Origin of the sequence: Ensifer aridi (assembly GCF_002078505.1) — a bacterium.
GTDB lineage: Bacteria > Pseudomonadota > Alphaproteobacteria > Rhizobiales > Rhizobiaceae > Sinorhizobium > Sinorhizobium aridi.
In genome coordinates, this window is the sequence record NZ_LUAV01000002.1 from 326,477 (window position 1) to 352,523 (window position 26,047).

The 26,047-nt window shown below is 63.3% G+C and carries 21 protein-coding genes; 12 read left to right on the forward strand and 9 right to left on the reverse strand.

Annotation, left to right across the window (positions count from 1 at the left end; translation table 11 throughout):
* Positions 1–4: 4 nt before the first annotated feature.
* From AYK65_RS01915 to lptC, 7 genes are all read right to left on the reverse strand, one after another.
* Positions 5–772: an SDR family NAD(P)-dependent oxidoreductase gene (locus tag AYK65_RS01915; RefSeq protein ID WP_081157851.1), complete on the reverse strand. Its 768-nt coding sequence runs from the start codon at positions 770–772 to the stop codon at positions 5–7.
* A gap of 299 nt (positions 773–1,071) precedes the next feature.
* Positions 1,072–1,536, reverse strand: coding sequence for a PTS IIA-like nitrogen regulatory protein PtsN (gene ptsN / locus AYK65_RS01920; RefSeq protein WP_026613478.1), 465 nt, complete (start codon positions 1,534–1,536; stop codon positions 1,072–1,074).
* A 174-nt stretch (positions 1,537–1,710) separates the two neighbouring features.
* Positions 1,711–2,283: a ribosome hibernation-promoting factor, HPF/YfiA family gene (gene hpf / locus AYK65_RS01925; RefSeq protein WP_026613477.1), complete on the reverse strand. Its 573-nt coding sequence runs from the start codon at positions 2,281–2,283 to the stop codon at positions 1,711–1,713.
* Between the two features lie 353 nt (positions 2,284–2,636).
* A complete protein-coding gene (gene rpoN / locus AYK65_RS01930) occupies positions 2,637–4,196 on the reverse strand; it encodes an RNA polymerase factor sigma-54 (protein ID WP_046120003.1) in 1,560 nt (519 codons plus the stop codon).
* 238 nt (positions 4,197–4,434) lie between these two features.
* Positions 4,435–5,247, reverse strand: coding sequence for an LPS export ABC transporter ATP-binding protein (gene lptB, locus AYK65_RS01935; protein ID WP_026613475.1), 813 nt, complete (start codon positions 5,245–5,247; stop codon positions 4,435–4,437).
* Between the two features lie 14 nt (positions 5,248–5,261).
* A complete protein-coding gene (locus AYK65_RS01940; RefSeq protein ID WP_026613474.1) occupies positions 5,262–5,828 on the reverse strand; it encodes an LptA/OstA family protein in 567 nt (188 codons plus the stop codon).
* 17 nt (positions 5,829–5,845) lie between these two features.
* Positions 5,846–6,514, reverse strand: a complete 669-nt coding sequence (gene lptC, locus AYK65_RS01945; RefSeq protein WP_026613473.1) for an LPS export ABC transporter periplasmic protein LptC — start codon at positions 6,512–6,514, stop codon at positions 5,846–5,848.
* 329 nt (positions 6,515–6,843) lie between these two features.
* Between lptC and sppA the strand changes: the two genes are divergently transcribed.
* The 3 genes from sppA to AYK65_RS01960 all read left to right on the forward strand — a co-directional run bounded on the left by sppA (position 6,844) and on the right by AYK65_RS01960 (position 8,750).
* Complete coding sequence (sppA, locus tag AYK65_RS01950; RefSeq protein WP_046120002.1) at positions 6,844–7,803, forward strand: signal peptide peptidase SppA; 960 nt, start codon at positions 6,844–6,846, stop codon at positions 7,801–7,803.
* A 110-nt stretch (positions 7,804–7,913) separates the two neighbouring features.
* Entirely contained in the window at positions 7,914–8,222 is a 309-nt protein-coding gene (locus AYK65_RS01955) for an integration host factor subunit beta (RefSeq protein ID WP_026613471.1), read from the forward strand.
* Positions 8,223–8,405: 183 nt separating this feature from the next.
* Positions 8,406–8,750 (forward strand): hypothetical protein, encoded by a 345-nt coding sequence (locus AYK65_RS01960; protein WP_046120001.1) that lies wholly within the window; start codon positions 8,406–8,408, stop codon positions 8,748–8,750.
* A gap of 9 nt (positions 8,751–8,759) precedes the next feature.
* On the opposite strand, the gene AYK65_RS01965 is transcribed toward AYK65_RS01960, so the two are convergent.
* Positions 8,760–9,218, reverse strand: a complete 459-nt coding sequence (locus tag AYK65_RS01965; RefSeq protein ID WP_046120000.1) for an SRPBCC family protein — start codon at positions 9,216–9,218, stop codon at positions 8,760–8,762.
* A gap of 187 nt (positions 9,219–9,405) precedes the next feature.
* Here AYK65_RS01965 and AYK65_RS01970 point away from each other — a divergent pair, with 187 nt between their 5' ends.
* From AYK65_RS01970 to olsB, 5 genes are all read left to right on the forward strand, one after another.
* On the forward strand, positions 9,406–10,560 hold the full coding sequence (locus AYK65_RS01970) for an RsmD family RNA methyltransferase (RefSeq protein WP_081157852.1): 1,155 nt from the start codon (positions 9,406–9,408) through the stop codon (positions 10,558–10,560).
* Positions 10,557–11,414 (forward strand): TrmH family RNA methyltransferase, encoded by an 858-nt coding sequence (locus AYK65_RS01975; RefSeq protein WP_081157853.1) that lies wholly within the window; start codon positions 10,557–10,559, stop codon positions 11,412–11,414. The genes AYK65_RS01970 and AYK65_RS01975 overlap by 4 nt, the downstream gene beginning before the upstream one ends.
* Positions 11,414–11,914, forward strand: coding sequence for a signal peptidase II (gene lspA, locus AYK65_RS01980; protein WP_026613466.1), 501 nt, complete (start codon positions 11,414–11,416; stop codon positions 11,912–11,914). Before AYK65_RS01975 ends, lspA begins: the two co-directional genes overlap by 1 nt.
* A 47-nt stretch (positions 11,915–11,961) precedes the next feature.
* Positions 11,962–14,247, forward strand: coding sequence for a hybrid sensor histidine kinase/response regulator (locus AYK65_RS01985; RefSeq protein ID WP_081157854.1), 2,286 nt, complete (start codon positions 11,962–11,964; stop codon positions 14,245–14,247).
* A 209-nt stretch (positions 14,248–14,456) separates the two neighbouring features.
* Complete coding sequence (gene olsB, locus AYK65_RS01990; RefSeq protein WP_046119997.1) at positions 14,457–15,347, forward strand: l-ornithine N(alpha)-acyltransferase; 891 nt, start codon at positions 14,457–14,459, stop codon at positions 15,345–15,347.
* 558 nt (positions 15,348–15,905) lie between these two features.
* Here olsB and AYK65_RS01995 read toward each other — a convergent pair.
* Positions 15,906–18,191, reverse strand: a complete 2,286-nt coding sequence (locus AYK65_RS01995) for an NADP-dependent malic enzyme (RefSeq protein WP_026613463.1) — start codon at positions 18,189–18,191, stop codon at positions 15,906–15,908.
* 102 nt (positions 18,192–18,293) lie between these two features.
* Here AYK65_RS01995 and mutS point away from each other — a divergent pair, with 102 nt between their 5' ends.
* The 4 genes from mutS to AYK65_RS02015 all read left to right on the forward strand — a co-directional run bounded on the left by mutS (position 18,294) and on the right by AYK65_RS02015 (position 26,035).
* The gene (gene mutS / locus AYK65_RS02000; RefSeq protein ID WP_081157855.1) at positions 18,294–21,044 is read left to right on the forward strand and encodes a DNA mismatch repair protein MutS; all 2,751 of its coding nucleotides are present in this window, start codon (positions 18,294–18,296) and stop codon (positions 21,042–21,044) included.
* A gap of 151 nt (positions 21,045–21,195) precedes the next feature.
* Positions 21,196–24,045 carry a [protein-PII] uridylyltransferase gene (locus AYK65_RS02005; RefSeq protein WP_046120100.1) on the forward strand — a complete coding sequence of 950 codons (2,850 nt, stop codon included), beginning with the start codon at positions 21,196–21,198 and terminating at the stop codon, positions 24,043–24,045.
* The gene (gene murJ, locus AYK65_RS02010; protein WP_046119995.1) at positions 24,042–25,649 is read left to right on the forward strand and encodes a murein biosynthesis integral membrane protein MurJ; all 1,608 of its coding nucleotides are present in this window, start codon (positions 24,042–24,044) and stop codon (positions 25,647–25,649) included. Before AYK65_RS02005 ends, murJ begins: the two co-directional genes overlap by 4 nt.
* Positions 25,646–26,035: a VOC family protein gene (locus AYK65_RS02015; RefSeq protein ID WP_046119994.1), complete on the forward strand. Its 390-nt coding sequence runs from the start codon at positions 25,646–25,648 to the stop codon at positions 26,033–26,035. Before murJ ends, AYK65_RS02015 begins: the two co-directional genes overlap by 4 nt.
* Positions 26,036–26,047 lie beyond the last annotated feature (12 nt).

Consider the following 26,047-nt stretch of genomic DNA (forward strand, 5'->3'; position numbering starts at 1 on the left):
CCCCTCAGACCGCAGTGAAGCAATTGTCGACGAAAAGATGCGTGCCGCTGATGAAGCTCGCCTCGTCGCTCGCCAGGAACAATGCGGCATGGGCGACCTCCTTCGGGTCACACATCCGCCCCTGCTGGGCGGCGATCGCCGCCTCCGAAACATCGACGCCGTATTTCGTCAGGCCCGCGATTTCGCGCTTGCCATGGTCGGTCGCGATGAAGCCCGGGCAGACGGCGTTACAGCGAATGCCGCGGTCGCGGAACTCGACGGCGATCGCGCGGGCGAACATGTGGCAGGCGCCCTTGGTCGTGTCGTAGAGCACTTCCATGGGTGTCGCGGCGACCGCGGAGATCGAGGAGGTGCAGATGATGCTGCCGCCGCCCGCCTGAAGCATGCCGGGAAGCACCGCCTTGGTCATCAGGAACATGCTCTTTACGTTCACCGCCATCAGCCGGTCCCATTCCTCCTCCTCGGTTTCGAGGAAGGGGCAGACGGCGAGAATCCCCGCGTGGTTGAAGAGCACCGTTATCGGCCCGAAGGCACGCTCGACAGTTTGGACGGCGGTGGTGACCTCGGTCGAAACCGAGACGTCCGCGGCCGCAAAGACCGCCTCTCCGCCTTGGGCGCGAATGGCGGCGGCGACCTCTTCGCCCTTGCTCTTCGGCAGGTCGACGATGCCGACCTTGGCGCCCTCGCGGGCGAAGAGTTGGGAGGCCGCGAGCCCACAGCCACCCGCACCGCCGCTGATCAACGCAACCTTCCCCGAAAGCCTGCCCGTCATCGCCTCACTCCTTCCGCGTCCCGCTCTCCCCGAAAGGTTTGACGGGCGGCCACGTTGCACGTCGGAATTATTATTGACGAAGGGAGGCCTGTCGAGATCCCATAGGAGATACGGGTCGGCGCCACCCGCGCCTCCCTCCCGAGGCGCAAAAATGGCTGCGGCAGGCATCAATTCGGTACTGGCAAGAGAATTGACGGCTCGGCATTTCCCGGTCAGAACGCGCTGTTCCACCCGTTCATCGATCGTCTCGACCGTCGCCAGCTTTACTGACGGCGCCGCAATCTATCCGAGGTAGGCGTTCAGGCGGCGTGGGAGGTGGCGTCGTCGTTAAGGAGCGTGTAGATCGCGCTCGCAGAATCGCTCGCCCGGATCCGCGTTACCATGTCGTGGTCACGCAGCACGCGCGCGATGCGTGACAGGGCCTTCAGGTGGTCGGCGCCGGCGCCTTCCGGAGCCAGTAGAAGGAAGACGAGGTCAACCGGCTGATCGTCGAGCGCCTCGAAATCGACCGGCGTATCGAGCCGCGCGAAAATTCCGACGATCGATGGAAGCTTGCCCAGCTTGCCGTGCGGGATGGCGATGCCGTTGCCCACACCGGTCGACCCGAGCCGCTCCCGCTGCAGGATGACGTCGAAGATTTCCCGCTCCGGCAGACCGGTGAGTTTCGCTGCTTTTGCCGCCAGTTCCTGTAGGAGTTGCTTTTTCGAGTTGGCCCTCATGGCCGGGATGATCGCATTTTGATGCAGCAAGCCTGCCAATGCCATTCTTTTATCCTCGTTCGCCGGTTAGAGCCTGATAATCTCAGCACAAATGTGTCGTGCTGGCTCTACCCATCTTTGTCTGGGCGGGTCTGATGCACAGAAAAGTCAAACTTTTCCGCCTTCCCACCGATCGGAGCGCGGGGAAGTCCGGGTATGCCGGCCTTCCCCTCGTGCCACTCATGCCTTGATATTGGCGGCGTCGATCCAGCCAATATTTCCATCGTTGCGCCGATAGACGATGTTCAGGTCTTCCTTGCCGGGGCTACGAAACATCAGCACCGGCTCGTCCGTCATGTCCAAAGCCATGACGGCGTTGGCGACGGACATCGTTCGCAACTGTTTCGTGGTTTCGGCGACGATTGTCGGCGCGTAATCCTCGGGAACTTCCTCGTCCTCGAAGGGAACGGAGTCCATCACCCGATAGGCCACTTCGGCGGTATTCTGACCATTGCCGTTGTGATGGTCCTTGAGCTTGCGCTTATAGCGCCGGAGCCGCTTCTCAATTCGGTCCGCAGCCGTATCGAAGGCCGCCTGCGGTTCGTTCGCTTGGCCATTCGCCTGCAAGACGACGCCCGTATCGAGATGAAGCTTGCAGTCGGCGCTGAAGCGCGAGCCCGACTTTTCCACAGTGACCTGGCTTGAATATCCTCCGTCGAAATATTTGGTTACGGCCTGTCGGATCTGCTCGCCGATGCGCGAGCGAAACGAATCGCCGATTTCCATATGTTTACCGGATACACGCACACTCATGGAGTTTCCTCTCTCGTTCGTGACTTGCGTATCCAGTCTATTCCAAGCGCTTCCGTCATCCAAGCTTTTCAGCAAGGCCGCGCGGAAGCATCGCCGGAGCGGAGTTGTCGACCTCCGGAAATTGCGGCGGGCTCATATCCGCTGTGTCGCAGAGAGTCAATCGCGGGCCGCGAAAATAAACGGTTGTGGGGTCTGTGGGGTTCCACATTGCGGTCGCAAATCTGAGCTGGCTCGGCCTTACCCTATCCCCAAGACAGGCACAGATCGGGAGGCGCAGCGAGCCTCCTTCGCGTTGCCCGCGGCGAAAAGATGGCCGGCAGGCGGCATGGAGGCAAAGCTGCCCCCTTTGCCGATCAGAAGCCGGCAGCCTTGGCGAGTGCGCGCTTCTCGCGGCGGCGCTGGACCGAGGAGGGGATATTCATTGCCTCACGATATTTGGCGACGGTGCGCCGTGCAATGTCGACGCCGGCCTGCTTGAGAATATCGACGATGTCGTCGTCGGACAGCACCGCGTCGACGCGTTCCTGACTGATCATCGTGCGGATGCGATGACGGACGGACTCGGCCGAATGGGCGTCGCCGTTTTCCGCCGAGCCGATCGAGACCGTGAAGAAGTACTTCAACTCGAAAAGCCCACGCGGGGTCAGCATGTATTTGTTGGAGGTGACGCGGCTCACCGTCGATTCATGCATCTTGATCGCATCGGCAATGATCCTGAGGTTCAGCGGCCGCAAATGGTCGACGCCGTGGAGGAGAAAAGCGTCCTGCTGTCTGACGATTTCGCTCGCCACCTTCATGATCGTCTTGGCGCGCTGGTCGAGGCTGCGCGTCAGCCAGTTTGCATTCTGCAGGCACTCGCTGAGGAAGGCCTGATCGCTGCTGCTCTTCTGGCTGCTGCGCGATATCTCGGCGAAATAGTCGTGATTGACGAGAACCCGGGGCAGCGCGTCGGGATTGAGCTCGACCAGCCAGCCGCCGTCGGGCGCGGCGCGCACGACAACGTCCGGGATGATCGCCTCGGTAACGCCCGTTTCGAAGCTGGTGCCGGGTTTCGGATCGAGCTTGCGGATCTCCGCGAGCATTTCGACGAGATCTTCCTCGTCGACGCCGCAGATCTTCTTGAGACTTGCGAAGTCGCGGCGCGCGAGCAGCTCGAGATTGGCGACGAGCGCCTCCATCGCCGGATCGAGCCGATCGCGGGCGCGCAGTTGAATGGCGAGGCATTCGCCGAGCGAGCGCGCGAAGACGCCCGGCGGATCGAACTGCTGCAGGACCAGGAGCACGCGCATCACGTCCTCGCTTGTCGTCCCGAGCCTTGCCGCCGTCTCCTCAAGATCGGCATGCAGATAGCCGGCGTCGTCGAGCTGGTCGATGAGATGCTGAGCTATCAAACGGTCGGCGTGCGCATGGAAGGCGAAGGGAAGCTGCTCGACGAGCGCTTCCGTGAGGGTCTTCCGGCAGGCGACGAAATCGTCGAGATCGTATCCCTCGCCGTGGTCGCCGTCTCCGGCTCCCGGCATCGATTTCCATTGGCCGAGCAATTCGGGGGCATCGGCCCGCTGCGGCGTCGTGTCGTCCTGAAAGACGTTGGCGAAGTCGGCATCGAGCCCTTCGCTCAGCCTCTCGCCTGGACCCGAGATGGCATTGTCGTAAAGGTCGCCTTGGCCGGCGGGCTCGTCGAAGCCGCTCTCCACCGAAGGCGGGCCCAGGTCCTCGCCGCCGGCGCGCTCCGACGCGACCATCATTTCGTCGCCGGACTGAAGCTCGAGCAGCGGGTTCTTCTCGACTTCCTGCGCGATGAATTGGGTAAGCTCCAAATGAGTCATCTGAAGCAGCTGGATCGACTGCATCAGTTGCGGCGTCATGACCAGCGACTGTGACTGTCGCAAATGAAGGCTGGCAGACAAGGCCATGCTGACGTTGAAGCTCCCGTCAAATCTCCTTGGCCATGTCTTCCGTTGGACAGGCCATTATTAATTGGCCCAAAAATTGCTTATTACTGAGATTTGGTCAAGCGCAGACGGCAGCAGAGACGCCGATTCAGCCGCCGGTCGCATCTTCTGTGCATGCACGTCGTCGTCGTGAAGGCGGTCTGACGGCGATTCGAATGAACGGCAAGGGGGCGGAAGGCCGAACACCCTTCTGCTTAAGCTACAGGCTGAAGTTATCGCCGAGATAGAGCCTGCGCACATCCGGATTGGTGACGATGTCGTTGGCGCGTCCATGCGTCAGCACTTCACCGGCATGGATGATATAGGCGCGGTCGATCAGCCCCAGCGTCTCACGCACATTGTGGTCGGTGATGAGGACGCCGATGCCGCGCGAGGTCAGGTGGCGAACGAGAGCCTGGATGTCCGCGACCGAGATCGGGTCGACCCCCGCAAAAGGCTCGTCGAGCAGCATGAAGGTCGGATCGGTCGCGAGAGCCCGGGCGATCTCCAGGCGTCGCCTCTCGCCGCCGGAAAGCGCTATGGCCGGGGATTTGCGCAGGTGCGTGATCGAAAATTCGCCAAGCAGGTCGTTGAGCTTGCTCTCGCGGCGCTCGATGTTCTTGTCGTGCACCTCGAGAACGGCGCGGATATTCTCCTCGACCGTCAGCCCGCGGAAGATCGAGGCCTCCTGCGGCAGGTAGCCGACGCCGAGGCGCGCCCGGCGGTACATCGGCATCGTCGTAACATCATTGCCGTTGATCTCGATCGAGCCCTCGTCAACCGGCACCAGGCCGGTGATCATGTAGAAGCAGGTCGTCTTGCCGGCGCCGTTCGGGCCGAGCAGGCCGACGGCCTCGCCGCGCCGCACGACGAGCGAGACACCGTTCACGACACGGCGCGAACGGTACGTTTTCGTTAGTCCGCGGGCGATCAGCGTGCCGTCATAGCGCGCCTTGTCGACCGTGCGGACAGGGGCCGCCGCCGCCGACGGTTTCTTGACCCGTTTGCGTTTGTGAAGAAAGGGTAGCTGCACGAGCGGATCTTGTGTCAATTCTGCTGCTGCTTGCGGGACTGCGGGTCGAGTTGGATCTGCACGCGGCCGCCACAGGCCTCGAGTTGTGCTTCGCCCGTGTCCATCTGCACGTTCAACTGGCAGCCGACGAAGACGTTCTTGCCCTCGGAAAGGACCACCTTCTGACCCTTGAGCACGATCGTCTGGTCGGTCAGGTTGACAAGGCCGCTGTCGCCCGTCGCCTGCTGCGTGCCGGAGCTCAGGAACACCTTGTTGCTGACCTCGATCCGATCGATGTCGGCATTGCCGCTGGTGACCGAGCCGCCGCCCGCCTTGTAGAAGACGGTCATGTTGCCGGCCTGAAGCGTCGTCGTGCCCTGCACAACTTTCACGTTGCCGGTAAAGATCGCCTTGCTTTCCGGATCCTTGATCTCGAGCTTGTCGCTTTCGATTTGGATCGGCTTGTCGTTCGAGAGCTGGATCCCCTGCATGCGGCTGGACGTGGCCTGCGCCGAAGCGGTCGAAGCAATCAACAAAGCGCCAATTCCGGCAGCGGCCAGAGCGGCGGAAATTCTAAAAAAAACGGCAGGTTTGACCGACATGGCTGCACCGGGTCCTGTTATTTTGCGTTCTTGCGTATGGCGGTGGGTTCGATATTGACCCTTACCATGCCTTCGAATGTTACAATACGTCCCTTATCTGTCATTCGCAGCTTCTGCGCAACGATCGATCCGCCCTTCATGCTGATGGCAATCGGCTTTTTCGTTTCCATTTCGCCGGCATTGATATCCAGATAGGCCGACTGGAAGTCGGCATTGACGCCATTATTCATGGAAATAGTGAACGGGGCGTTCATGTCGAGCGTGTTGGCGCCGCGATCGTAGATGCCGCTTGCCGCATCCACGGTCGCGATCAGCGTATCGTTGACCGGCATCTCGGCATGTATCGTCTCGAGCGTGATGATGTTCGGATTGGCGATATCCTGGAGCGCGCGCTCCGCCTTCATCGAATAGCTGATATCCTGCCTGTTGCGGCCGGAGATCGCCGGCTTCTGCATCACGATCTTGCCGTTCTCGATCGTCGCCGTTTCGAGCTGCAAATCTTCGGGAAGGAAGGCACGCACGAAGGAAACCGCCGCGAAGATCAGCGCGATCGCGCCAGCCGCCACCGGCAGGATGACTTTCAGGCGCTTGACACGCGCCGAGTGCCGCGCGGCCGAAGCGTAGGCATCGGCGGAGCTCGTGCCATAGTCGGTAAAGATCCCGGGGGATCGCGCTTCGTTCAGCATGCGGGGCCTGTCAGTTTCGTTGGGGCTTCGCGAATCCGAAGGATCCGCATTTACATACACTGGCGTAAGTCACGGCGAATATGGTTATTTTGTTGCCGCCCGACAATGGAGCGGCAAAACTTTGCATGACGGCGGATGGTACCGGCTTCGGCGTGAGCCGCCGCCACGCGCGACTATCTACTGCATGCTTCCTCAAAGTGCTACGGCGAGCCTTCTGCCTCCGAAAGGACGCATGGTGCTGTTGGTAGGGCTAGCTTGCCGCAGCTCGCGCAGATAGCATGTTTCCCGGGAAACTGACAGGACCGGAACCAAAAAATCGGGAGAAGCTGATGGACGAACTCGCCATTGTCGACCGTCGCAACTTGCGCAGAAAGCTGAGCTTCTGGCGCTGGGCGGCGGCGGCCATCCTCGCCGCCGGCGGCCTCGCGCTGTTTGTCTTTTCCGGCTGGAGCGAAGTGACGGAGCGCGCCCGCGATCATGTTGCCCGCGTGACCGTTTCGGGCCTCATCCAGGACGACCGGGAACTGGTGCAGCGGCTGGAGAGGATCGCCGACAACCCATCCGTCAAGGCCCTGATCGTGACGATATCCTCGCCGGGCGGGACCACCTATGGCGGCGAAATCATTTACAAGGCGATCCGCAAGGTTGCCGCGAAGAAGCCGGTCGTCTCGAACGTGCGGACGCTTGCCGCCTCCGCCGGTTATCTAATCGCGCTCGCCGGCGATCGGATCGTCGCCGGCGAGACATCCATCACCGGCTCGATCGGGGTCATCTTCCAGTATCCGCAGGTCAAGGATTTGATGGACAAGCTCGGCGTGTCGCTTGAGTCGATCAAATCGAGGCCGCTCAAGGCCGAACCGTCTCCGTTTCACCCCCCGAGCCCCGAGGCGAGGGCAATGATCCAGACGATGATCGACGACAGCTACGACTGGTTCGTCGACCTCGTGGCCGAGCGACGTAAGCTGCCGCGAGCGGACGCGCTCGCCCTTGCGGACGGCCGCATATTCACCGGGCGCCAGGCGCTCGAGGGCAAGCTTGTCGACACGCTTGGCGGCGACGACGAGATCAGGGCCTTTCTGGCCGAGCGCAAAGTATCGAGCGACCTCCCGGTGGTCGATTGGGAGGCGCCGAGCAGCACGTTACCCTTCGGCCTCGGAGCGCTCGTCGCCGAATGGGTCAAGGCGTTGGGATATGAAGCTTTTCCGGGCGCGAAGGGCCTCGAAAAAATGGGCCTGGACAAGTTGTTTCTTGACGGTCTTGTCTCCGTTTGGCAGGTTGATGGGCAGTGAGGAAGGTGTGCTGCCCTGCGCCCCTGGGGCCGTAACCGCAGGCCGGCGTCAGGCGAGACTTCCGAATTCACAAACGCAGACAGAACAAGCAAAAAACCAAGGGGGCGAAAGTGATCAAGTCAGAACTGGTGCAGATTGTGGCGGCGCGCAATCCGCATCTCTATCACCGCGATGTCGAGAATATCGTCAATGCGGTCCTCGATGAGATCACCGATGCGCTCGCGGCTGGAAACCGGGTTGAACTGCGCGGCTTCGGCGCCTTCTCGGTCAAGAATCGGCCTTCACGCTCCGGTCGCAACCCGCGAACGGGCGATTCCGTTTTCGTCGAGGAAAAATGGGTGCCGTTTTTCAAGACCGGCAAGGAACTGCGCGAGCGGCTTAATCCCGGTATGAACGGCAAGAACAACGACGACGATTGACGCGCTGTGCAGCCCTGTAGGAGCACATGGCCTCCCCGGATGCAGGGCACTCTGCATCTCTTTCAAATCTACGCGTCGTGCTTTGCCGAAATCATCTGAAGCAGACGCGGCAGCGGGATGAGGGCGGAAAATCGCCTGCGCTTTTCCTCATCCCCCTCTAGTTCTTACGATCGGAGCGGGTGCATGCTCAAGAAAGTGATCAACATCGTCGTCCTTGTGCCGCTGGGCATCATCCTCGTCCTCTTGAGCGTTGCCAATCGCCAGACGGTGACATTCGCGCTCAATCCCTTCAACACTGCCGACCGCGTACTTTCGGTCTCGGCACCCTTCTTCGTCTTCCTGTTTCTCGCCGTCATTCTCGGCCTCGTTCTCGGGGCTGCGGCGACTTGGTTCGCCCAAGGAAAATATCGCCGTCGCGCACGCAACGAGGCCAGCGAGGCGCTGAAGTGGCATCGCGAGGCCGAAAAGCAGCGCAGCCAGGCAGAGAAGCTGGCGGCGCAGGCGAGCCTGCCGTCACCGCAGAACTGAAGGGGCGCCTCAGCTCGCCGCTTCAGCCGCGCCGCTGACGATGAGATTAAAATCCGCGAAGAATTGCTGGGCGAGCTTGCGCGCGGTCGAATCGATCAGGCGCGAACCGAGCTGGGCCAGCTTGCCACCGACTTCGGCCTTGACGTCGTAACGCAGCACCGTTTCGTCGCCCTCCTCGGAAAGCGTGACGTCCGCGCCGCCCTTGGCGAAACCGGCGATTCCGCCCTTTCCCTCGCCCGATATCGTGTAACTCGCAGGCGGGCTCAGATTGGAGAGGGTGACGCTGCCGTTGAACGTCGCAGAGACCGGGCCGATCTTGACCTTGACGACCGCGGCGAGCTCCGTCGGCGATCTCATCTCGAGAGACTGGCAACCCGGAATGCATCGCCGCAGAATGTCCGGGTCGTTCAAGCATTGCCACACCGCATCGCGGCCGGCCGCGATGCGTTCCTCGCCGTTCATCTCCATGCCGTTTCCTCCCGTCCGCTCCTCGCCGCAATCTTCGCAAACCGGAAACGGCTTTGCCAAGAGCGTCGGCGGTGCTATTTGCACGCTTGAGCATGGTACGCGTCGAATCCGGACGCGTGAAGGCGCAGTTGCACGGTTCAGGAGTGCACACGCTCGGTTGGTTTGAGCAAAATCCAAGGGTCAGCGCGTGAAGGAAAAAGATCGGCGATCGAAAAACGCCTCCGTCACAACGGCAAAAGGCCGAGGCGCGGAGGCACGCGGCGGCCGTCAGGAGCTGCGGCATCCGCCGTCAAAGGGTGCCGGGCCAAGAGGCAAGGCCGGCGGACCGCCACCCCCGAAAACACTTCCGCGGAAGGCGGTGGCGCAGGAGACCGGGCGGCCGTCCACGCAGGAGAGCGCATCCGTGCGCCGCATCGAGCTCAGAACCGGCGAGAAACCGGCCGAGAGAGTGCCGCTGATCCTGGAGACTGCGGCAACCGCCGGCTATCATCTGATCGACAGCGGCGACGGCGAGAAGCTGGAGCAGTACGGCCCTTACCGCATCGTCCGGCCCGAGGCCCAGGCGCTATGGCCGAAGGCCCTGCCGGCATCGGTTTGGGACAAGGCCGACGCCGTCTTCACCGGCGATACCGACGAGGACGGCATGGGGCGGTGGCGCTTCCCGCGCGAGGTGCTCGGCGAGACCTGGCCGATGCAGCTCCTCGACGCGGACTTCCTCGGTCGTTTCACCTCCTTTCGCCATGTCGGCGTCTTTCCTGAGCAGCTCGCCCATTGGTCGTGGATGAAGGATGAGGTGGAGGCCGGCCGACCGCTGAAGGTCCTCAATCTGTTCGGATATACCGGCGTCGCCTCGCTGATCGCTGCCAAGGCGGGCGCAGAGGTAACCCATGTGGACGCGTCCAAGAAGGCGATCGGTTGGGCGCGCGAAAACCAGGCACTGGCGCGCGCCGAAAAACTGCCAATCCGCTGGATCTGCGACGACGCGATGAAATTCATCCAGCGCGAGGAGCGGCGCGGCAGCCGCTACGATATCATTCTGACCGACCCGCCCAAGTTCGGCCGCGGCCCGAATGGCGAGGTCTGGCAGCTCTTCGACCACCTGCCGGCGATGCTGGACATCTGTCGCGAGATCCTGACGCTTGAAGCGCGGGGTCTCGTGCTGACGGCCTATTCCATCCGGGCAAGCTTCTACTCGATCCACGAACTCATGCGCGAGACGATGCGCGGGCGTGGCGGCCGGGTGGAATCGGGCGAGCTCATTATCCGTGAGGGCGGTCTCGATGGCTCCACGCCGGGCCGGGCGCTCTCCACCTCACTCTTCAGCCGCTGGGTACCGAAATGACGCATGAGAGAAACGATCACGGCACGCCGCGCGTCGGCCAGGTGAAGGATGTCACCAGTCTCACCAATCCGATCATCAAGGATATCCGCGCGCTCGCCCAGAAGAAGCATCGGGACGATACGCGTTCCTTCATGGCGGAAGGCCTGAAGCTCGTCATCGACGCGCTCGATCTCGGCTGGAGGATCAAGACGCTCGTCTATGCCCAGGCGGCGAAGGGCAAGCCCCAGGTCGAGCAGGTGGCGGCGAGGACCGTAGCCAAGGGCGGGCTCGTGCTTGAGGTGAGCGAGAAGGTGATCTCGACGGTCACCCGGCGCGACAATCCGCAGATGGTCGTCGGCATCTTCGAACAACGCTACCGGGTGCTCAAGGACATCCGCCCGCAGGAGGGCGAGACCTATGTGGCGCTCGACCGCGTGCGCGATCCCGGCAATCTCGGCACGATCATCCGCACGGCTGACGCGGCCGGCGCTTCCGGCATCATCCTTGTCGGCGAGACCACCGATCCCTTTTCGCTCGAGTCGGTACGCGCGACCATGGGCTCGGTTTTCGCCGTGCCGATCGCGCGGGCGAGCGCGGAGGATTTCATCGCATGGCAGAGAGCCGCCGGCGTTCGGGTCGTGGCGACTCATTTGGCGGGCTCTGTCGACTATCGGACGATCGACTACAAGTCGAAGCCGGTCGTGCTCTTGATGGGCAACGAGCAGGCGGGCCTTCCGGTGGAGCTCGCGCGCGAGGCGGGCGCGCTCGCGCGCATCCCGCAGGCGGGACGCGCCGACTCGCTCAACCTCGCCATCGCCACCGGCATCATGCTGTTCGAGGCGCGGCGTCATCTTCTGTCTCTGGATGCCGGCTGATGATTGAAAGCAAGACCCTGTTCTCGCGGCCGCTGCCGATCGCGATCTTCATCCTCGTCGCGCTCGCTTCCGACCAGCTCCTCAAGTACCTGGTGGAAGCCTTCCTGCCGTTCCAGGAGGCGGTGCCGGTCATTCCGATGCTCGCCCTCTACCGGACCTATAATTACGGCGTCGCCTTCTCGATGCTCTCCGGAATGGAGGGCTGGTTCATCGTCGGCATCCGGCTGGCCGTCGTCGCCTTCGTCCTCTGGCTGTGGCGCCGCACGCCGAAGGATCGCTTCTTCGCTCATCTCGGCTATGCCATGATCATCGCCGGCGCGCTCGGCAATCTCGTCGACCGGCTGCTCTTCGGCTACGTCATCGACTATATCCTGTTCCATACCGCCACATGGTCCTTCGCGGTCTTCAACCTGGCGGACAGCTTCATCACGGTCGGAGCGGGCGCAATCATCCTCGACGAGCTGCAGCAGGCGAAAAAGGCGCGATCGCTAAAACTTTAGAAATGCGCTGAAGGCATTCGGAACGCTCGCCATGCTAGCCCAAGGGCATGAGCGACCCGTCACGAATTCAGCAATCGATAGCGACGGGCGGGGGCACGGCTCCCCGCGCAAGAGAGCGTGCGCCCGCCGCTTTGATGCGGAACGCCGCCGCGCTCCTGCCGCTGCGCCTTTCGGCGACCGGCACCATTCCATGCCCTTCCGTTATCCGGACCGCCTTTGCCCTTGTGAGCATCATCGCGGCAACGTTGGTCCTTGCCATCGGCGCAAGCGCCGGCATCCATCTGCTGCCGGCGCTCGTCGCCGTCGGTGGCCTTGCCGGGGCGTTCCTGCTTTTTGCCGAGGATAGGGGGCCGCCGGCGCCGAAGCGGGCAAAGAGGGACGAAGACGCGCATGACGCGGCGTGGCAGTGCTCGGAAACTGCGGCGCTGTTTTCGACCATCCATGACGCGCTGGGCGATCTCGCCATCGTCCGCGACATGGACGGCAGGATCGTCGAGGCCAACGGCATCTTTCGGCAAGTCAGCGGCCGTGCCGACGCCAGAGGATCGACCTGCGCCGAGCTGGGATTGCGCTTCGAACCGGGGTCGCGTCCCGACCGCTATCTCGTGCGCATCGCGACGCCCTCGGGCACCCGCCTTTACGATTGGCACGATGTGGTGGTGCGCGAGCCGATACGCGGCCGGCTGATGCGTCACAGCATCGCCCGCGACATCACCGAGGAGGCATTGGCTGCGAGCCAGAGGGAGGAGGCGCGCCGCCGCGCGGAGGAGGCAAGCAGGGCGAAATCGCGCCTGCTCGCGACCGTCAGCCACGAGATCCGCACGCCGCTCTCCGGCATCCTCGGCATGAGCCGCCTGCTTGCCGAGACGCGACTGTCCAGCGAGCAAGAGAATTATCTCGCCGGCATGCAGCAGTCCGGCCACGCGCTGGTGCAACTCGTCGAGGATCTGATCGACTTTTCGTCGCTCTCGGCCGGACGATTCCTGTTGCACCCCTCGCCTCAGGACTTGCGCCAGGTGATCGAGAACGTCGTGGAAATGCTGTCTCCCCGCGCGCACGAGAAGGGCATCGAAATCGGCGCGACGGTTGCCGCGGACGTGCCCTCGCTGATGGCCTTCGATGCGGCGCGCCTTCGCCAGGTGCTGTTCAACGTAATCGGCAATGCGGTCAAATTCACGGAAGCGGGCGGCGTTCTTGTCGCCGCCGATATCGGCAAGGGCTTCGTGTGCATCCGCATCGACGACAGCGGCCCGGGTATGTCCGCCGACGAACTCGCCCGCGTCTTCGAGGAGTTTGAGCAGGCCGGCGACGACGCTCAGCGCGCCAAGGGTACTGGCCTCGGGCTCGCGATATCGCGCCGGATCATGGAGGCCTTCGGCGGCAGTCTGACGGCTTCGAGCGTCGCCGGAACAGGAAGCCGTTTCGAGGTCCGCTTTCCGCTGGAGGGGGCCGATCTCTCCTCTGCTCCGTCACGTGACCGGGTGCTTTCGGGCGCGGACGTGCTTGTTCTCGCGCCGGATGGCCCAGCCTCCGTCGCGCTTGCCGCGACCATCGAGACGCTCGGCGGCCGATGCCATCGGGCGACGACGGTCGCCGTCGCCCGGGGCGTGATCGCGCGTGCGGCGACCGATCGTCTGCCGCTGACGGATATCATCGTCGACCACCGCTACGCGGGCGAGTTTCGGGAGCTTCTCGCATCGGAGCCAGCGACGGGAGGCCTCCGCTTGCGCAGGACCTGTCTCATCAGCCCCGAGGAGCGCGCAAACCATCCCGTCAGCCGAATGGGGGGCTACGAGGCCTGGTTGATCCGGCCCTTGCGCGAGAAGTCGTTGGTCGAGGTGCTGCTCGGCCGCCGGCGTGGCATCGAGAAACGCGACGCGATCAACGACAACGGGCCGGTGCTGCGGGATGTGCCGGCTGCTGCTTCCGCCTCCTCGAAAGCGGCTCCCGGCATCCTGCTTGCGGAGGACGACCCGGTCAATGCGCTCGTTTTGCGCACGGTCCTCGAACGCGCCGGCCATGCCGTCGATCACGTCGAGGACTTTGCGGCCCTCGAGACTGCGCTTCGTGGCGACGCCACCGGCGCGCCGCCCGCCCTCATCGTCACAGACCTCAACATGCCGGGCGGCGACGGTTTCGCCATGCTCGGGCGCCTTCGCGAAATGGAGGCGATCGGCCAGCGACGGCGCGTACCGGTCGTTGTCCTGACCTCGGACGTCCGCGGCGACCTGCATCAGCGCCTCATCGCCGCCGGCGCGGACGCGGTGCTCGCCAAGCCCGCCGAACCGGCGCGGCTCCTTGCGGAAGTCGCTCGCTTCATTGAAGCGCGGTGAGAAAAACGCGAGCGGTCCCCCCACACTCCCGCATCTCAACGGCTTGGATCAGGCTTACGCTTGATGGTTGTAATATAGATTAACAGCAGCTTATAATGGCGCACAACCAGCATCGCGCCGTACCGGGGTTGCATAGTCTGTTCGTGTCACTATCTTGTTGCAGAAACGTGGTCTAAGCCCGGCAGGAAAGCGATTCGGGATGACACGGTATGACAATCGAACTTCTGGATTCGACAGGCGTGGCTGATGCTGCACAGCCTTGCGTCCGCAAGACGATCGCGGCGCCGGCAACCGATGTTCTCGGCCGCATCGCCAATCTCGAGACGCGGCTTGCCCGTACGGCCGCCGAGATCGATGCGGCGCAGGCCGTGCGCTACAGGGTCTTCGTCGAGGAGATGAAAGCGCAGGTGGCGCCCGAGGCTGAGCGACGCAAGCGCGACATCGACGGCTGGGACGCGATCTGCGACCATCTGCTCGTGCTCGACACATCCATCGAGGGCGATCCGGAAGAGCAGATCGTCGGCACTTACCGCCTGCTGCGCCAGGAAGTCGCCGAACGGGCGGCTGGCTTCTACTCCGCCTCGGAATTCGCGATCGATGAACTGCTCGCGCGACACCCCGGTAAACGCTTCATGGAGCTCGGCCGCTCCTGCGTGCTGCCGGAATACCGGACCAAGCGTACGGTCGAGCTCCTCTGGCAGGGCAATTGGGCTTATGCCCTGAGGCATGGTGTCGACGCCATGTTCGGCTGCGGCTCCTTTCCGGGCGTCGTTCCCGAAGAGCATGCACTGGCGCTTTCTTTCCTCCATCACAACATTCGGACGAAGGACGAGTGGGCCGTTTCCGCCCGACCTGAACTTCACCGGACGATGGATCTGATGCCCTCGGAGGCGATCAATCCCAAGAAGGCGCTTGCAGCGCTTCCGCCCCTGATCAAGGGCTACATGCGGCTGGGCGCGATGGTCGGCGACGGCGCGGTGGTCGATCACGCCTTCCGCACGACCGATGTTCTGATCGTTCTGCCGATCAGCAATATCTCCGGCCGATATCTCAACTATTACGGTGCCGACGCAGGGCGGTTTTCCTCGTCGGTATCCTAGTCCTCTTCTGAACGGGCGACCTCGAGCGAAACAATTCGAGAGCCTGAACGGCATTCGATTTCGCGTTTTCTGACAAAGGGCGCGCAGCAGGGCGACCGCGGCTACATGTCTTGGTCTGTAGTAGTATTAACCAGTTGTTAATGATGTATTTGACTTTCGATTTTGAAAGAGCGAAGTGTATCTTCGTGGTTGATCTGGATTTCATGACGAAGAAATGTAAAAAGATAAAGGGAAAGATGGGCTAGCCGACTGGAGGGAGTCGACGACGCTATCAAATCCCGGGATTTTTCATCACGTAGGAGATGGGTCGGCCATTATGTATTGAGCCCGCTTCCATTCACAGGAAGGCGGGCTCTTATTTTGTTTGGAGTATGTGTGTCGTTACTGTACGGCTCTCAGCAAGAATGTTCAGCCGCGACGCGATTGTGTTCGGAAAAGGGACATCTACAGTGCCATGCGTCTTTCCAGACGCACAAAGGACGCTGTAGCGCTTTGAGTTGCTGCAGGTTTTGTCTTTAAATCGGGTACGATTTAAGGAAACATGCAGTAAAGCGGGATTCAGGTGCCCGCATTATAGGCTGCGATCGCCGCCATGTTGACGAGATCGGAGTCCTTTGCCGACATGGAGGCGATCTGTACCGACTTGTCGAGGCCGACGAGCAGCGGGCCGATAACCGTCGAGCCGCCCAGTTCCTGGAGCATCTTGGTCGAAATCGAAGCCGAGTGGAAGGCGGGCATCACCAGGACATTGGCGGTGCCGGACAGCCGGCAGAACGGATATTGCTCCATCACCCGGTGATTGAGTGCCACGTCTGCAGCCATTTCGCCGTCATATTCGAAATCGACGCGGCGCTTGTCGAGGATCTTGACGGCCTCACGTACCCGCTCAGAGCGTTCACCGGAGGGGTGGCCGAAGGTGGAATAGGCAAGCATCGCCACACGCGGCATGTAACCGAGCCGCTTTGCAAGACCGGCGGCCTCCTCGGCGATGTCGGCCAGCTCCTCGGCCGTCGGCATGTCGTGCACCGCCGTGTCGGCAACGAGCACGGTGCGGCCGCGGCAAAGCGCGATCGTCACGCCGATCACCCGATGGCCGGGCTTGGCGTCGATGCAGCGGCGAACGTCTTCAAGCGCGGTCGAATAGTTTCGCGTAAGACCGGTCACCATGCCGTCGGCGTCGCCGAGCGCCACCATCGAGGCGGCGAAGTGGTTGCGGTCGTTGTTGATCAGCCGCTGCACGTCGCGGTACAGGTAACCTTTGCGCTGGAGCCGCGCATAGAGGTAATCCGTGTAGGCCGCCACGCGCTTCGAAAGCCGCGCATTGACGATCTGGATTCCCGGGCGGTCGAGGTCGATGCCCTCCTGCTCCGCAGTTTCGCGCATCTGCTCCTCGCGGCCGAGCAGGATCGCCGTGCCGAGCTGCTGGTTGGCGTAGGCGATGGCGGAGCGCATCATCTGCACTTCCTCGCCTTCGGCAAAGACGATGCGCTTCGGCTGGCGGCGGACGCGCTCGTAAATGCGCTGCAGCGTCGAGGCGATCGGGTCGCGCCGTGCGGAAAGCTGCTGCCCATAGGCATTGATGTCCTCGATTGGCTTGCGGGCGACGCCGCTCTCCATCGCCGCCTTGGCGACGGCCATCGGAATGGCCGATATGAGGCGCGGATCGAAGGGAACCGGAATGATGTATTGCGGCCCGAAGCGCGGCCGGTTGCCCTGGTAGGCGGCGGCGACATCGTCCGGCACATCTTCCTTCGCGAGGTTAGCGAGCGCTTCGGCCGCGGCGATCTTCATAGCGTCGTTGATCGTCGAGGCGCGCACGTCGAGCGCGCCTCGGAAGATATAGGGGAAGCCAAGCACATTGTTCACTTGGTTCGGATAATCCGAGCGGCCGGTCGCGACGATAGCGTCGTCGCGGATCTGGGCGACTTCCTCCGGCGTGATTTCCGGGTCCGGATTGGCCATGGCGAAGATGATCGGTCTCGCAGCCATGGAGCGCACCATGTCCGCGGAGAGCGCGCCCTTCGCCGAAAGGCCGAAGAACACATCCGAGCCCTCTAGCGCCTCGGCGAGCGTCCGGCGATCGGTCTCGACCGCATGAGCAGACTTCCACTGGTTCATGCCTTCGGTGCGACCCTTGTAGATCACGCCCTTGGTGTCGCAGAGGATGACGTTTTCCGGGTTGAAGCCCATGGCCTTGATGAGCTCGACGCAGGCGATCGCCGCAGCACCCGCGCCGTTGCAGACGAGCTTCGTCGTCTTGAAGTCGCGGCCCGTCAGCGTCAGCGCGTTGATGAGGCCGGCGGCCGCGATGATCGCGGTGCCGTGCTGGTCGTCATGGAAGACCGGGATGTCCATCACCTCGCGCAGCCGCTGCTCGATGATGAAGCAGTCCGGCGCCTTGATATCCTCGAGATTGATGCCGCCGAAGGAGGGACCGAGGAAGCGGACGCAATTGACGAATTCGTCGACATTCTCGGTATCCACTTCGAGGTCGATCGAATCGACATCGGCGAAGCGCTTGAAGAGGACGGATTTGCCTTCCATCACCGGCTTCGAGGCGAGCGCACCGAGATTGCCGAGGCCGAGGATCGCGGTGCCGTTGGAGATCACCGCCACCATGTTGCCGCGCGAGGTGTAGTCGTAGGCCGTCGCCGGATCCTCGGCGATCGCTTTGACGGGAACGGCGACGCCGGGGGAATAGGCGAGTGACAGGTCGCGCTGCGTTGCCATCGGCTTCGTCGGCGAGATCTCCAGCTTTCCGGGGCGTCCCTGAGAGTGAAAATCGAGCGCCTCCTGCGCGGTGACGCTCGTCATCGTGCGGTCGGACTTGTCGGTAGCCGGCATGTTTCCTCAACCTCCTGTGGGCGACCCCTCCGGTCCGCCTCTTTGGTGTTGTCGTCTATAAATGCTTGCGGATAGTGTGACATCTCTTTTTTTGGAACAATCATGAATTTCCTGATGGATGCATCGAACCCCACGGGCGACGTCCTTTCCGTGTCCGACCTCGCCAGCGAGGTGAGCCGCTCCGCCGCCACGCCGATGATGGAGCAGTTCATCGAGATCAAGGCGAACAACCCGGATTCGCTGCTGTTCTACCGCATGGGCGATTTCTACGAGCTGTTTTTCCAGGACGCGGTCGAAGCCTCGCGCGCCCTCGGGATCACGCTGACGAAGCGCGGCCAGCACTTAGGCCAGGAAATCCCGATGTGCGGCGTGCCGGTCCATGCCGCCGACGACTATCTGCAGAAGCTGATTGCGCTCGGCTATCGGGTCGCCGTCTGCGAGCAGGTGGAAGATCCGGCGGAAGCCAAGAAGCGCGGCGGCAAGTCGGTCGTGCGTCGCGATGTGGTGCGGCTGGTGACGCCCGGGACGATCACCGAGGACAAGCTGCTTTCGCCCTCGGAATCGAACTATCTTATGGCGCTCGCACGCATCCGCAGCAGCGGCGCCGAACCCGCCTATGCCCTGGCATGGATCGACATTTCGACCGGCATCTTCCGCCTCGCCGAGACAGCGCAGAGCCGTTTGCTTGCCGACATATTGCGGATAGAGCCGAGCGAACTGATCCTGCCGGATACCGTCTTCCACGATCCGGAGCTGCGCCCGGTCTTCGACGTTCTCGGCCGCGTCGCCGTGCCTCAACCCGCCGTCCTCTTCGACAGCGCGACGGCGGAGGGACGCATTTCCCGCTACTACGGCGTGAAGACGCTCGACGGCTTCGGCAGCTTCTCGCGCGCCGAGCTCGCGGCGGCGTCGGCGGCGATCTCTTACGTTGAGAAGACGCAGCTTCAGGAGCGTCCGGCGCTCGGCACTCCCGAAAGGGAAAGCGTCGCCTCGACGCTCTTCATCGATCCGGCGACCCGCGCCAATCTGGAATTGGTCAAGACGCTCTCCGGCTCCCGCGAAGGAAGCCTGCTGAGAGCCCTCGACCGGACCGTCACCAGCGGCGGCGCCCGGCTCCTTGCCGAGCGGCTGATGTCGCCGCTGACCGACCCCGAGCGGATCAATGAACGGCTCGATTCCATCGAGGTCCTGGTCGACCAGCCGAGTTTTGCCGCGGACGTCCGCGATGCGCTCCGGCGTGCGCCGGATATGCCGCGGGCTCTGTCGCGGCTGGCGCTCGGCCGCGGCGGCCCGCGCGACCTCGGCGCGATTCAGGCGGGTCTGCGCGCAGCGGCGGCAATCTCGGCGCTGCTTTCGAGCGCGCCTCTTTCGGCGGAACTGACCGAAGCGCGGGACGCGATCGCCGCATTGCCGGCGGACTTGCTCGCGCGTCTCGATTCGACGCTCGCCGAGGAACTGCCGCTTCTGAAGCGAGACGGCGGCTTTCTGCGCGAAGGCGCGAGTGCCGAACTCGACGAGATGCGGGCGCTGCGCGACCAGTCGCGCCGTGTCATCGCCGGCCTGCAACTTCAATATTGCGAAGAGACCGGCATCAAGTCGCTGAAGATCAAGCACAACAATGTACTGGGCTACTTCATTGAGGTGACCGCCGGCAATGCCGGCGCGATGACCGACACGGATCCCGGTCGCGCCCGTTTCATCCACCGCCAGACCATGGCGAACGCCATGCGCTTCACCACTACCGAACTCGCCGCGCTCGAAACCAAGATCGCCAATGCCGCCGACCGGGCGCTGGCGCTCGAGCTCGAGGCCTTCGAAGCGATGACGCGCGAGGTCGTCGCGCATGCCGAGGCGATTAAGGCGGCGGCGCTGGCGCTCGCCACCATCGACGTTTCGGCCGGGCTGGCGGTGCTTGCGGAAGAGCAGAACTATGCTCGCCCGATGGTCGATCGGTCGCGGATGTTTGCGATCGACGGCGGCCGCCATCCCGTCGTCGAGCAGGCGCTGAGGCGCCAGGCTGCCAATCCCTTCGTCGCCAATGGCTGCGACCTGTCTCCGCCCGACGGTCAGGAAGGCGGCTCGATCTGGTTGCTTACCGGTCCGAACATGGGCGGTAAGTCGACCTTCCTTCGCCAGAACGCGTTGATCGCGATCATGGCGCAGATGGGCTCCTTCGTGCCAGCGGCCGCCGCGCATATCGGCGTCGTCGACCGGCTCTTCTCTCGTGTCGGGGCTTCGGACGATCTGGCGCGCGGCCGCTCAACCTTCATGGTCGAGATGGTCGAGACGGCGGCGATCCTCAATCAGGCGACCGACCGCTCGCTGGTGATCCTCGACGAGATCGGCCGCGGCACGGCGACCTTCGACGGTCTCTCGATCGCCTGGGCGGCGGTCGAGCATCTGCACGAGGTCAATCGCTGCCGCGGGCTTTTCGCCACGCATTTCCACGAATTGACGGTGCTTTCGGAAAAGCTCGGCCGGCTCTCCAACGCGACGATGCGCGTCAAGGAATGGGACGGCGACGTGATCTTCCTGCACGAGGTCGGCCCCGGCGCCGCCGATCGTTCTTACGGCATCCAGGTCGCCCGTCTCGCCGGCCTCCCGGCGTCGGTTGTCGCCCGGGCGAGGGACGTGCTCGCCAAGCTTGAGGATGCCGACCGCAAGAACCCGGCCAGCCAGCTTATCGACGACCTGCCGCTCTTCCAGGTCGCGGTGAGACGCGAGGAGGCGGCGAGGGCCTCCGGCCCCTCCAAGGTGGAGGAGGCGCTGAAGGCCCTGAACCCGGACGACATGACGCCGCGCGAGGCGCTCGAAGCGCTATACGCGCTGAAGAAGGAACTTGCCGGCCGCTGACCGATGCGGTCGGGATGCGACCGCAAATCGCACGTTTTCGTCGCTCCATTCCGGCGGATTTTTCCTGTCAATCGACGGGCAAAAAGGCTATACAGCGCCGCGTGCCTCTCCATCCGGCACGCGAGATCACCAGGACGCCCCTCGGCACTTCATGGCCAGACACGAAACTTCCTTTCCCGAAATTCTCGACATCGCTGGCCTCCGGGCGAAGTGCGATTTCATCGCCTCCGCCCACGCCGAGCAGCGCGAACCGATGCGCCGGGCCTTGCTCGCCGCCTTCAAGGAGGCGAATGTGGCGGGCCGCGCCAAGGCGCGCGAACTGCTTGGCGTCGACGGTGCGGGGATAAGATGTGCCGAGCGTATATCTTGGCTGCAGGATCAACTCATCACGGTGCTGCACGACTTCGTGCTGAACCAGGTGTTCGATGCGGCCAATGCGCCGGAGGCCGCCCGTATAGCCGTGACCGCCGTCGGCGGCTACGGTCGCGGGACGCTGGCGCCGGGCTCGGACATCGATCTCCTCTTCCTGCTGCCGGCAAAGAAGGCGGTCTGGGCGGAGCCGGCAATCGAGTTCATGCTCTATATCCTTTGGGATCTGGGCTTTAAGGTCGGCCACGCGACACGGACGATCGAGGAATGCATCCGGCTGTCGCGCGCCGATATGACGATCCGCACGGCGATTCTCGAATGCCGTTACATCTGCGGCTCCGAAGCCCTGGCGAACGAGCTGGAAGCGCGCTTCGACCGCGAGATCATCCGCAACACCGGTCCCGATTTCATCGCTGCCAAGCTCGCTGAGCGGGACGAGCGCCATCGAAAGGCGGGCGACACACGCTACCTCGTCGAGCCGAATATCAAAGAAGGCAAGGGGGGCTTGCGTGACCTGCACACGCTGTTCTGGATCGCCAAATATTTCTACCGGGTCAAGGATCCGGCCGACCTCGTGAAGCTCGGCGTGCTTTCGAAGCAGGAATACAAACTGTTCCAGAAGTCGGAGGATTTCCTCTGGGCAGTGCGCTGCCACATGCATTTCTTGACCGGCAAGGCGGAGGAACGGCTTTCCTTCGACATCCAGCGCGAGATCGCCGAAGCGCTCGGCTATCACGACCATCCCGGCCTCTCGGCCGTCGAACGCTTCATGAAGCATTACTTCCTCGTCGCGAAGGACGTCGGTGATCTCACCCGCATCTTCTGCGCGGCGCTCGAGGACCAGCAGGCCAAGGACACGCCCGGTATCTCCGGCGTCTTCAGCCGCTTCCGCAATCGCACCCGCAAGATCGCCGGCACGCTCGACTTTGTCGATGATGGCGGGCGCATCGCGCTCGCAAGTCCCGACGTCTTCAGGCGCGACCCGGTCAATCTGCTTCGCCTGTTCCATATCGCCGATATCAACGGCCTGGAGTTCCATCCGGCCGCGCTGAAGCAGGTGACGCGCTCGCTCAGCCTGATCACGCCGCACTTGCGCGAAAACGAGGAAGCCAACCGGCTTTTCCTCTCGATTCTGACCTCGAGGCGCAATCCGGAGCTGATCCTAAGACGCATGAATGAATCGGGCGTTCTCGGACGGTTCATTCCGGATTTCGGCAAGATCGTCTCGATGATGCAGTTCAACATGTACCACCACTACACGGTGGACGAGCATCTCCTGCGCACGGTCGACGTCCTCTCGCGGATCGAGCGGGGCCTGGAGGAGGAGGCGCATCCACTTACGGCGATGCTGATGCCGGGCATCGAGGATCGCGAAGCGCTCTACGTCGCCGTGCTGCTGCACGATATCGCCAAAGGCCGTCCGGAGGATCATTCGGTCGCCGGCGCAAAGGTCGCCCGCAAGCTTTGCCCGCGCCTGGGGCTTTCGCCGAAGCAGACGGAAACGGTGGTCTGGCTGGTCGAGGAACACCTGGTGATGTCGATGGTGGCGCAGACCCGCGACTTGAACGACCGCAAGACCATCGTCGACTTCGCCGAGCACGTGCAATCGCTCGAACGGCTGAAGATGCTGCTCATCCTGACGGTATGCGACATCCGCGCCGTCGGCCCGGGCGTCTGGAACGGCTGGAAGGGCCAGTTGCTGCGCACGCTCTATTACGAGACCGAGCTTCTGCTCTCGGGCGGCTTCTCGGAACTGTCGCGCAAGGAGCGCGCCAAGCACGCCGCTCATATGCTGGAGGAGGCACTTAAAGACTGGCCGCGCAAGGAGCGGGAGGCCTATGTGCGGCTGCACTATCAGCCCTACCTGCTGACGGTAGCGGTCGAGGATCAGGTCCGGCACGCCGCGTTCATTCGCGAGGCGGATCGCGCCGGCAAGACCTTGGCGACGATGGTCCGCACCCACCATTTCCACGCCATTACCGAGATCACGGTGCTTTCGCCGGACCATCCGCGCCTTTTGACAGTCATCGCCGGCGCCTGCGCCGCAGCGGGCGCCAACATCGTCGATGCGCAAATCCACACCACCGCCGACGGCCGGGCGCTGGATACGATCCTCGTCAACCGCGAGTTCTCGGTGGACGAGGACGAGATGCGCCGGGCCGCAAGCATCGGCCGGCTGATTGAAGACGTGCTTTCCGGCCGCAAGCGGCTGCCGGAGGTGATTGCCAGCCGAACCCGGGTGAAGAAGCGCAGCAAGGCCTTCACCGTGACGCCGGAAGTGACGATCAGCAACACGCTGTCGAACAAGTTCACCGTCATCGAGGTCGAGGGCCTCGACCGCACGGGTCTGCTTTCGGAGATCACGGCGGTGCTGTCCGACCTGTCGCTCGATATCGCGTCGGCCCATATCACCACCTTCGGAGAGAAGGTGATCGACACCTTCTATGTGACCGACCTGGTCGGCGCGAAGATCACCAACGAGAACCGGCAGGTAAACATTGCCGCGCGCCTGAAGGCGGTGTTGGCGGGCGAGGTCGACGAGGCGCGCGAGCGCATGCCCTCCGGCATCATCGCCCCGGTTCCAGCGCCGCGGACATCGCACGGCGCCAAGACGACAAAAGCTGAAACATGAGCCTGGTCAAGAAATTCGCCACCGTCGGCGGCGCGACGCTCGGCAGCCGTGTTTTCGGTTTCATCCGGGAAACCTTCATGGCGGCTGCACTTGGCACCGGGCCGGTGGCCGACGCCTTCAACACCGCCTTCCGCCTGCCGAACACCTTTCGCCGGCTCTTCGCCGAAGGCGCCTTCAATTCGGCCTTCGTTCCGCTCTTCGCCAAGGAGATCGAGGCGCATGGCATGGATGGGGCCCGCCGCTTCTCGGAAGAGGTCTTCGGCGTGCTCTTCACCGTCCTCCTTCTTCTGACGATCGGCATGGAACTGGCGATGCCCTTCATCGTCAGGGAACTGATCGCCCCCGGTTTCGCTGACGATCCCGCGAAATTCGCAAGCACCGTGACCTTCGCGACGATCATGTTCCCCTATCTCGCCTGCATGTCGCTGGCGGCGATGATGGCGGGCATGCTCAATTCGCTGCATCGCTACTTCGCGGCAGCGATCGCTCCGGTCTTCCTGAACATCATTCTGATCGGCGTACTGGTCTATGCCTGGCTGAGCGGCCAGGATGCCGTTGCCGTCGGCTACGACCTCTCCTGGGGCGTGCTGGTCGCAGGGTTGGTGCAGCTCGCGATCGTCTGGTTCGCCGTGCGCAACGCCGGAATGAGGATCGGCTTCCGTCGCCCGCGGCTGACGGCGAACGTCAAACGGCTGCTGGTGCTCGCGCTGCCGGCGGCGATCACCGGCGGCATCACTCAGATCAACCTCCTGATCAACACCAATATCGCCTCAGCCAAGGAAGGGGCGGTCTCCTCGCTCGTCTATGCCGACCGTATCTACCAGCTTCCGCTCGGCGTCGTTGGCATTGCGGTCGCGACCGTGCTTCTGCCGGAGCTCTCGCGCGCATTGCGCGCCGGCAACCTTAATGAGGCTGGGAACCTGCAGAACCGCTCCGTCGAGTTCACGCTGTTTCTGACTCTGCCTGCGGCGGCAGCACTCCTCGTCATGTCCGAGCCGATCGTCCGGCTTCTCTTCGAACGCGGCAAGTTTTCGCCGGAGTCCACCGTCATCGTCGGCCAGATCCTGGCGATCTACGGTCTCGGGCTGCCGGCTTTCGTGCTGATCAAGGCCTTCATTCCGGGCTTTTTCGCGCGCGAAGACACGCGCACGCCTATGGTCTTCGCCGGCATTTCGGTGGCGGTGAACGTCTCTCTTGCGCTGGCGTTGTTTCCCTCGCTTGCCGCAAGCGGCATCGCCACCGCCGAGATCGTTGCCGGCTGGGTGAATGCGGTCCTACTCTTCGCGACGCTCGTCTGGCGGGGGCATTGGGGGCGCGATATTCCGTTGCTGACCAGAATCCCGCGCCTCGTCATCGCGGCTGCGATCATGGCGCTCGCATTGCATTTCGCTGTTCAATGGCTGGCAGTTCCGCTTTCCTCGGCCGCGCCGCTCGCAATGCGTGCCGTCGCTTTGTGCGGGCTCATCGCCGCGGCGATGGTGATTTATTTCGCACTCGCCTTCGGCCTCGGCGGCGCCAGCTTGTCGATGATCCGCCGCAATCTGAGGCGGAAGGCCGCGTCGGCGGCGGAACCCGCCTCGGGCGATGGGGCGGACGCGCCATGAAGCAGGTGATCGCCCATGTGGCCCTCGTCGTGCCGGACTACGACGCGGCCATCGCCTTCTACTGCGGCAGGCTCGGTTTCGATCTCGTCGAGGACACGGAACTCGGCGACGGCAAGCGCTGGGTGCTGGTTCGTCCGAAAGGCGCGACGGAAACCGCCCTTCTGCTCGCCAACGCCGACGGCGAACGCCAGCGGGCCGCCATCGGCAACCAGACCGGCGGGCGGGTCGGCTTCTTCCTCTTCACCGACGATTTCGCCCGCGACCATGCGGCGATGCTTGCCGCCGGAATCGCGTTTCTCGAAGAGCCGCGCCACGAGGCCTATGGGACGGTTGCCGTCTTCGCCGATCCCTTCGGCAACCGCTGGGACCTCCTGCAGCCCGCTTGATCCTGCCTCTTG